Origin of the sequence: Candidatus Thioglobus sp. (assembly GCF_029243085.1) — a bacterium.
Classification (GTDB): Bacteria; Pseudomonadota; Gammaproteobacteria; order PS1; family Pseudothioglobaceae; genus Thioglobus_A.
Genome location: NZ_JAQWSS010000077.1, coordinates 1 through 8,777, shown reverse-complemented (window position 1 = coordinate 8,777; position 8,777 = coordinate 1). Strand labels below are relative to the sequence as shown.

11 protein-coding genes and 1 tRNA gene are annotated in these 8,777 nt (G+C 37.5%); 7 read left to right on the top strand and 5 right to left on the bottom strand.

Translation table 11 applies throughout. The features are described from left to right. The coding region (locus tag P8M52_RS04190) for an ATP-binding cassette domain-containing protein (RefSeq protein WP_300307749.1) at positions 1-627 on the top strand (627 nt) is incomplete at its 5' end. Here P8M52_RS04190 and P8M52_RS04185 read toward each other — a convergent pair. From P8M52_RS04185 to purM, 3 genes are read right to left on the bottom strand one after another with little or no spacing between them, the layout of a single operon-like run. Beyond that, positions 622-1,347 (bottom strand): DUF3108 domain-containing protein, encoded by a 726-nt coding sequence (locus P8M52_RS04185; protein ID WP_300307746.1) that lies wholly within the window; start codon positions 1,345-1,347, stop codon positions 622-624. The two genes, P8M52_RS04190 and P8M52_RS04185, sit on opposite strands and share 6 nt — an antisense overlap. Beyond that, complete coding sequence (gene purN / locus P8M52_RS04180) at positions 1,344-1,949, bottom strand: phosphoribosylglycinamide formyltransferase (protein ID WP_300307743.1); 606 nt, start codon at positions 1,947-1,949, stop codon at positions 1,344-1,346. The genes P8M52_RS04185 and purN overlap by 4 nt, the downstream gene beginning before the upstream one ends. Next, positions 1,950-2,951, bottom strand: coding sequence for a phosphoribosylformylglycinamidine cyclo-ligase (purM, locus tag P8M52_RS04175; RefSeq protein WP_300307740.1), 1,002 nt, complete (start codon positions 2,949-2,951; stop codon positions 1,950-1,952). It abuts the gene before it with no gap. Between the two features lie 57 nt (positions 2,952-3,008). Here purM and P8M52_RS04170 point away from each other — a divergent pair, with 57 nt between their 5' ends. Together P8M52_RS04170 and P8M52_RS04165 are read left to right on the top strand one after the other, a co-directional pair. Beyond that, entirely contained in the window at positions 3,009-3,566 is a 558-nt protein-coding gene (locus P8M52_RS04170; protein WP_300307737.1) for a CDP-alcohol phosphatidyltransferase family protein, read from the top strand. Between the two features lie 9 nt (positions 3,567-3,575). After that, a complete protein-coding gene (locus tag P8M52_RS04165; protein WP_300307735.1) occupies positions 3,576-4,250 on the top strand; it encodes a DnaA/Hda family protein in 675 nt (224 codons plus the stop codon). Here P8M52_RS04165 and P8M52_RS04160 read toward each other — a convergent pair. Next, positions 4,247-4,675 (bottom strand): hypothetical protein, encoded by a 429-nt coding sequence (locus P8M52_RS04160; RefSeq protein ID WP_300307732.1) that lies wholly within the window; start codon positions 4,673-4,675, stop codon positions 4,247-4,249. The genes P8M52_RS04165 and P8M52_RS04160 overlap by 4 nt on opposite strands. Positions 4,676-4,732: 57 nt before the next feature. Here P8M52_RS04160 and cysG point away from each other — a divergent pair, with 57 nt between their 5' ends. Next, complete coding sequence (gene cysG / locus P8M52_RS04155; protein WP_300307729.1) at positions 4,733-6,118, top strand: siroheme synthase CysG; 1,386 nt, start codon at positions 4,733-4,735, stop codon at positions 6,116-6,118. Positions 6,119-6,128: 10 nt separating this feature from the next. Here cysG and P8M52_RS04150 read toward each other — a convergent pair whose 3' ends face one another. After that, complete coding sequence (locus tag P8M52_RS04150; protein ID WP_300307726.1) at positions 6,129-6,326, bottom strand: DUF2892 domain-containing protein; 198 nt, start codon at positions 6,324-6,326, stop codon at positions 6,129-6,131. A gap of 64 nt (positions 6,327-6,390) precedes the next feature. Here P8M52_RS04150 and P8M52_RS04145 point away from each other — a divergent pair. The 3 genes from P8M52_RS04145 to P8M52_RS04135 form a co-directional block, all read left to right on the top strand. Next, positions 6,391-6,475 (top strand) — tRNA-Leu (locus tag P8M52_RS04145). A 20-nt stretch (positions 6,476-6,495) separates the two neighbouring features. Beyond that, positions 6,496-7,317: a phosphoserine phosphatase SerB gene (gene serB / locus P8M52_RS04140; protein WP_300307723.1), complete on the top strand. Its 822-nt coding sequence runs from the start codon at positions 6,496-6,498 to the stop codon at positions 7,315-7,317. A gap of 6 nt (positions 7,318-7,323) precedes the next feature. Continuing rightward, a partial coding sequence (locus P8M52_RS04135; RefSeq protein WP_300307720.1) for a heme lyase CcmF/NrfE family subunit occupies positions 7,324-8,777 on the top strand: 1,454 nt, incomplete at its 3' end.

The window sequence follows — 8,777 nt, the reverse complement described above, 5'->3', positions numbered from 1 at the left end:
TTTAATGTTAAAGGTGGTCGTTGTGAAGCTTGTAAGGGTGATGGGCTAATTAAAGTAGAGATGCATTTTTTACCTGATATATACGTACCTTGTGATGTTTGTCATGGTAATCGTTACAATCGAGAGACGCTCGAAATTACGTACAAAGGTAAAAACATTTCAGAAGTATTAGATATGACAGTTGAAAAAGCGGTAGTATTTTTTGAACCCATTCCTAAAATTAAGCAAAAACTACAAACATTGATGGATGTAGGGTTGTCTTATATCACTTTAGGTCAAAATGCCACTACTTTATCAGGCGGTGAAGCGCAGCGTATTAAATTGGCAAAAGAGTTGTCAAAATTGGACACCGGTCAAACACTCTATATTTTAGACGAGCCAACAACTGGTCTACATTTTCATGATATTAAGCAATTACTATCAGTGATTAATCGTCTGCGTGAGAGAGAAAATACCATTGTTATTATCGAACATAACTTGGATGTGATTAAAACTGCTGATTGGATTGTTGATGTAGGACCTGAAGGAGGCGATAAAGGCGGTCATATTGTTGCTACTGGCACACCAGAAAAGGTGAGTGCGGTTGAAGGGTCGTATACCGGTCAATATCTAAAAAGTTACTTATAGCTTTTTATCTGCTTCCATCTTAATACTAGTGATTTCATAGGTGTATTTTCTACCATGCCTAGTTTGCTTGATTAAGATGGGCAGATATTGGTAATCTGGCAAGAAATAAGCTTCAAGAGGGTTGTCTTGGTGGTCAATTCGTTTAACTTTAACCGCCTCATGCGACTTTCCTTGAATACTGATGGCATGAGCCCCTAATGTTTGAAAATCCTGTTGTTCAATAGAAGTGCCATTAGCTACTTGATACTGAAATACGGTTTTTTTAGGGGTATTTTTTAAGTCCAAGGCAATGGCTAAAAATAAATTTAATGGATCAACAATATTGCCAGCTTTGGCCTCCCAAGTTTTAACCTTGGGTTGTGTTTTGGTTAGAATGGAAATGACACGACCATTATCAGGATATATGTCAATGGCATTGTTTTCACGAACTTGCTCATCCTCTAATTCCATAATTTGGTAATTAATACCATTGACTCCGTTGGTATTAATGGAGAAAGTAGAACTTGCAGCTATAGAATAGTCTTTAACTAGGGCGGCCAATCCGGTTGTCTTGGCGTTGGCAGTGTAGAAAAAATTATCATCAAGCTGGTGTAAAGTGCGAATTTCTTCGGCAACCGTTACGCCATTAATAGCAAGCTGGTAACTAGCGGTATGTGGCGAAAAAGCCAATGCAGCCGTATTAACAAAGGTCAGTAACATAAATGAAAAGTGTAATTTCACATTAACTTCCCATCTAAAGTAACTTTGTTATCATTAAGTTTTAATTGGTTTTGAGTAAACCAATGAATCACTTTTGGAAACAGTTTGTGTTCTTCTATCAGTACCCGTTTGGCTAGTGACTCTGCGCTATCATCTTCCAATACTTTAATTTGCGATTGTGCAATAATCGGACCACCATCTAGTTCGGCTGTTACAAAATGAATAGTGACGCCATGTTCTGTTTCTTTAGCGTCAATAGCGCGTTGATGGGTGTTTAATCCTTGAAATTTTGGCAGAAGAGATGGGTGGATGTTAAGCATCTTCCCAGTGTATTTTTGCGTAAATTCCTCTGTCAGAATACGCATAAATCCGGCCAATATAATAACGCCTGGATTATATTGATCGATTAATTGACTTAGGTTCTGGTCAAAGGCCTCTCTCGAGGAAAATTGTTTGTGATCTAGTGTATGCGTTGTGATATTGGCTTTTTTAGCGCGTTCCAGCCCATATGCTGCCTCTTTATTACTAATGACTGCCTCTATATCGAGGTTTATATCATTGGCATTGTCAATGATAGACTGAAGGTTTGAACCACTTCCAGAAATTAAGACAACGCCTTTCATTTAGATAATAACTTGAGCGCCTGCATTATTAACAATTTCACCAATAAGCCAGGCATTTTCACCTTGTTCGTTCATGTGTTTGATTGCTGCATCACTTTGATCAGCCGGAACAACTAACACCATGCCAACGCCACAATTAAATACACGATACATTTCCATTAATTCAATATTTCCACCCTTTTGTAAAAAATTGAATATTTCAGGAAATTGCCAAGACTCCTTGTTTAGTTTGGCTGCTAAATTGCTTGGTAAAACTCTTGGAATATTTTCAATCAGACCACCGCCAGTAATATGCGAAATAGCATGAACAGAATGTTCTTCAAGTAACGATAAAATAGATTTTACATAAATTTTTGTTGGTTCAATTAGGGCTTGCAATTGAGCTTCTGTTGGTTCTGTTTGTTCAAGAACTTTTCGAATTAAAGAATAACCATTTGAATGAGGACCCGATGAACCTAGTGCAATAATGTGATCGCCATTAGCTACTTTTGAACCGTCAATTACTTTTTCTTTGTCGGCAATGCCAACACAAAACCCTGCCAAGTCATATTCTTCATCTTGATACATACCTGGCATTTCTGCAGTTTCACCGCCAATTAATGCGCAGCCAGAAATTTTACAACCCTCGCCAATGCCATAAATAACAGAAGTAGCTAGTTCGGTATTTAACTTTCCAGTTGCATAATAATCTAAGAAGAATAGTGGCTCTGCACCTTGTACAATCAAATCATTAACGCACATAGCAACTAAATCAATACCAATCGTGTCATGTTTGTTAAGCATTTCAGCAACTTTAAGCTTGGTACCAACACCGTCAGTTCCTGAAATTAATACAGGGTTCTTATATTTATGAATTGGTAATTCAAACATGGCGCCAAAGCCACCAAGACCATCTAATACACCTTCACGCTTAGTAGATTTTGCAATAGGCTTGATTTGTTCGATTAAGTCATTACCTTTGGTAATGTCGACGCCAGAGTCTTGGTAAGTTAATGATGACATATGGTTTTTTCCGTATAATTAATTTTTTTTGAATTTCAATTTAACTAGCTAAAAAAAATGAATTTCTCTAGTGTGCCAAATGCGCTTTCAATTTTACGCATTATTTTAACAGTACCTGTTGTAATGACTCTGTTAAATCATCAATATTTTTTGTCGATGGTGCTATTTTTTGTCGCTGGTGTGACTGATGCTTTAGATGGCTGGATCGCCAAGCGTTATTCTTTTCAAACCCGATTGGGGTCAATATTAGACCCTGTTGCTGACAAATTGTTGCTGGTGAGTAGCTTTATTACTTTGTTTGTTATTGGGTTATTGCCAGCTTGGTTATTAGTATTGGTTTTTTTACGTGATGTGATGATTGTATCAGGTACGGTAGGGTGCTTCATTGGTAGTGGCACATCTAAAGATGAATTACTTTCTCCATCAAAATTATCAAAAATTAATACAGCGCTACAAATTACATTGGTGTTGTTTTTAGTTATCGTACAGCTGTATCCAATCCACGAGCAATGGGCAACGGTATTTTTTGTCATTGTGGCGACATCGACGGTGTTAAGTGGTGCTGATTATGTGTGGATCTGGATAGAAAGAGTTATCAAGCAAGAGAAGGGTTGATTACATAGTATGCAGCAGCTTGGATTGCCAATTTCACTTGATGTAAAAATGCTGTTAAGCAATTTTTTAGGAGCAAATAATCAGTCATTAATTGGATTTATTGATAAGCTTTTTACTAAAAAAGATTCGTCTGTGCTGTTTGTTTCAGGTGGGTATTCTAGTGGGAAAACTCACTTATTGCAGGGTTGTATTTTTAAGGCATTAGAGCAAGATTTAAACGCTGTTTATATAGATATCAAGCAAACCTTGCCAGAAGGATTTTTATGTGCATTATCTGATTATGATTGGGTTTGTGTTGATAATATCGATTGTCTTGATTCTATTCAACAACAAGAATTATTTGATCTTTACAACCAAATTAAACATACTAAAACCAAATTAATTGTTTCCTCATCAATATTGCCTAGTGAATTATCACTCTTACAGGATCTTAAAACAAGATTGTCGTTAGCGGTTATTTACGTTCTTGAGCAATTAACTGATCGAGAGAAAATTGCATTGATCGAACTTAAGATGAAAGATAAGAATTTGGAGATCGATGAAAAAGTTTATGTTTATTTATTTAAATATTTTTCCAGGGATTTGACAACGATTCTGTCAGCTATTGATTATCTTGATCAAGAGTCTTTACAACAAAGAAGTGCTATTTCAATTCCATTTGCTAAAAAAATGTTGCAAATTTAAGGCTTTTTCCTAAATTTAAATTTAGAAATTCTAGGCATAAGCTCTGAAAAAGGAATGTTTTCAAGATTGGGATAAGTGGCACTAATTTGATTTGTTAAAATGGCAATATCATCAATTCTATCGCCATTTTCAATTCCCATAAGCTCTTGCAAGGCAAGCAGTCCACCCATTTTTACTTTAGATTGTTGACCAACCGAAAGATTGTTAATATTATGGGTTTTTAATACAAAATTACTGTTATCACGCAGGTTGTAGTATATGGCTTGACACAAATTGGAGGCATCTTGATTTAAGCATGAGCCAAATTCTTTTTCAGCCACACAATCTTTGGCTGCAAACTGACAGTTACATCGACCACTTAGAATTAAATGAGAGAAAGGACAGGTAAAGTGTTCTTGAGTCATAACAATGGGTGTTTTGTGCATTTAATTAATGTTAAGACATTATAATATAAGCTTTTATTTCGAACAGTTAAATAGCCAATGAATTATTTACCTATTTTTATTGATATTAAGCAAAAGCCTTGTTTGGTCGTGGGTGGTGGTGATATTGCCTATAGAAAAATGACACTTTTGTTAAAAGCACATGCCCAAGTGATATGTATTGATCAGTCTGCTTGTCAAAGTGTTCAAGAACTAGCCGACAAGGGTAGAATCACCTTAATTCAGAGGAATTTTGAAACAAGTGATATTGATAGTCAGACGCTTATAATTTCAGCTACAGATAATTCTGAGTTAAATGTTCAAGTTTCACAATTAGCTCATGAGGCCAATATTCCTGTAAATGTAGTTGATTCGCCAGATTTGGGTTCGTTTATTATGCCGTCAATTGTTGATAGGTCGCCAATTGTTATTGCTATTTCTTCGGCTGGAAAGGCGCCAGTCTTAGCTCGTTTGATTCGTGCCAAGCTCGAAAGCACCATTCCTCATGCCTATGGAAAGCTTGCAGAATTAGCAGGTAATTTTAGAGATCAAGTTAAGGCAAAATTTAGTAATATTGAAGATAGACGTTATTTTTGGGAGCGTGTTTTCTCAGGTATTGTGGCAGAGAAAGTTTTTTCTGGCAAAGTAGATGAAGCGCAGGCAGATATGCAGAAACAGCTTGATGACTCAAGCGATACTGAGGTAGGTGAAGTATACTTAGTGGGTGGCGGACCTGGTGATCCAGATTTGTTAACATTCAAAGCGTTAAGATTGATGCAGCAAGCAGATGTAATCTTGTATGACCGCTTGGTTTCTGAAGAGGTGATGGAGTTAGTTCGTCGTGATGCAGAGCTCATTTATGTGGGTAAAGAGCGCGACAATCATAGTGTGCCACAAGATGGTATTAATCAATTATTAGTTGATTTGGCTAAACAAGGCAGACGTGTTTGTCGCCTAAAAGGCGGCGATCCATTTATTTTTGGCCGTGGCGGTGAAGAAATTGAAACTCTGGCTGAAAATGGCGTGCCATTTCAGGTGGTTCCAGGTATTACTGCTGCTTCAGGCTGTTCAACCTATTCAGGCATTCCTTTGACACATCGTGATTATTCCCAATCTTGTCGCTTTGTTACTGGACATCTTAAAGATGGTAGTATGAATTTGCCATGGAACGAATTGGCAGTTGAGCAACAAACAATTGTTTTTTATATGGCTTTAAAGGGTGCGCAGCATCTTTCAGACAAGCTGATTGAGCATGGTATGCGCAGCGATATGCCGGTAGCTTTGGTTGAGAAAGGAACAACGCCCGATCATCGCGTATGGACGACAACGTTAGGCGAACTGCCAACTGTTGTAGCCACACAACCAATCAAGGCGCCAACATTGATTATTGTTGGTGAAGTAGTTAAATTAAGAGAGAAGTTAAACTGGTTTGATACTAGTGCTTAAATTTTGACATTTAGTCTTTAAGGCCGATTGATTTAAAGATTTTAGCTGCTGGACAAAGTCCAGTAAAAGCCGCCTGAAATAAATTAAAGCCAACGAAGAAGGTTAGCCATAGCCAATTTACTTCTGCAAACATATTGCTATTGTAGAGGAGTAATGATGCCATGATGAAGACGCCGGCCATAGCGGATACTGCGTTATTAATTGTCATTTTTTGAATCCTGTGTTTGAAAGCTTCCACTTTAACATTATTTAGGTATAATTTCAAATTCTTCGCGGGAGTGGTGGAATTGGTAGACACGCTGGATTTAGGTTCCAGTGTCGTAAGACGTGAGAGTTCGAGTCTCTCCTTCCGCACCATATTTAAAACAAGGTGACATGTGAAGACAGTTATTCTACATAGTCAAGACCTGGCAATAGCCAAACTTGTTGCTCGAAAATTTGACGCTGACATCCAACAAAAGTGCACACATTTTCGTTTTACTACTGACAAAAAAGTTGAATTAAACTCATTAAGAGAAGAGTTTAAGTGTGACTTTAATTTTGTGCCAATACACTTTTCAACAGAGCAGGCAATGCTCTTTGTTAGTGATATGGATTCAACGCTCATTAACATAGAATGTATTGATGAAATTGCAGCTTTTGCCAACCTTAAGCCACAAGTCTCAGAAATTACTGAGCGCGCTATGCAGGGAGAATTAGACTTTGACAGTTCTTTAGCTGAGCGCGTAGCATTATTGAAAGATTTAGATGTTACTGTTTTGGAAAAAGTTTATCAACAAAAATTAAATGTAAATCCTGGTGGCAAAGAACTAATTCAATTTCTTAAAAAGAAAAAGATTAAGAGTGCAGTGGTATCTGGCGGCTTTACTTATTTCACAACTCGCTTAGCAGCTGATATAGGGCTTGATTACTCTAGGGCAAACACCTTGGCTGAGCATGATGGTTATTTAACTGGCACAACCCAAGGGTCTATTATTAATGCCCAGGCCAAAGCCGATTTTATTTATGAATTGTGCGAAAGACATTCATTAAACGTTAATCAGGTGATTGCTGTTGGCGATGGTGCAAATGACTTAGAAATGATGGATGTGGCCGGCTTGTCAATTGCCTATCATGCAAAAAAAATTGTTGCTGAACAAGCAGATATTGCCATTAATATTGGTGGATTAGATAAAATCATAGATTTATTTGATGATTAATTTAAAATGATAGTTGAAATTGGACATTTTGCTTTGGTGTTAGCGTTGGCTTTTGCTTGCTTGCAGGTTATATTGCCGGCTATAGGTTTGTTTAAAGGTAACTTTGCACTGGCACAATTATCACGCCCAATGTTGTGGGCTCAGTTTTTTTGGATATTAATTGCTTTTGCGGTGTTGATGAACGCATTTGTGTTGGATGATTTTTCAGTTAAGTATGTTGCCAATAATTCCAATACCGAATTACCAACCATGTTCAAAATTTCGGCCGTATGGGGTGCACATGAAGGCTCTTTATTGCTTTGGGCGTTAATTTTAGCTGGCTGGAGTGTTGCGGTATCTTTGTTTTCTAAGCGCCTGCCAAGTGAAGTGTTAAACCATATCTTGATTATTTTAGGATTGATTAGCATTGGTTTTTTATTATTCTTATTGCTAACCTCTAATCCCTTTGAGCGTTTGGATGTTATTCCTGCCCAGGGTCGAGAATTAAATCCTTTATTGCAAGACTTTGGTTTGATTATCCATCCACCAATGTTATACATGGGTTATGTGGGTTTGGCGGTTCCCTTTGCCTTTGTTCTTTCCTCTCTCATTCGTGGACAACTTGATTCTACGTGGTTACGCTGGTCTCGTCCATGGACCCTGGTAGCTTGGGCCTTTTTAACGTTTGGCATTACACTAGGTTCGTGGTGGGCGTATTATGAGCTTGGCTGGGGCGGTTGGTGGTTCTGGGATCCAGTTGAAAACGCCTCATTCATGCCATGGCTAGTGGCAACTGCCCTGGTCCATTCATTAAACGTAAGTGAGAAGCGTGGTGCGTTTAAACATTGGACAGTGTTGTTGGCGATTGCTGGATTTTCTTTAAGTCTATTAGGTACTTTTTTAGTTAGATCGGGTATTTTAACATCAGTGCACTCTTTCGCAGCTGATCCAGATCGCGGCTTGTTTATTTTGATATTTTTGATTATCGTTATTGGCGGTTCTTTGATGTTGTACGCATGGAGAGCTTCACTCATGAAAAGTCACAATACTTTTTCATGGTGGTCAAAAGAAAGCGGACTATTAATCAATAATATTTTGTTAGTTGCGGCAATGCTGAGTGTATTTTTAGGTACGCTATATCCATTGTTATTAGACTCTCTAGGTTTGGGTAAAATTTCTGTAGGTGCACCGTATTTTGATGCAGTATTTGTTCCCATTATGATTCCAGCTGTTTTAGCCATGGTCATTGCACCTTTTTTACGTTGGAAAAAAGATACTGTAGCTCGTAGTTTATTATTGTTCAAGCCTGTATGGATTGGTATTGTTATTCTATTTATCTTGAGTTTTTGGTTTGTTGAGAATAAAGCTGTTTTATTTGCCGTATTTTTATTTATTTGGATTGTTCTTCATTCGCTATCGTTATTGATCAATCGAATTCGTCAAAATGGCTCTCTAGGCTTTGCTTTTATTGGCATGATTAT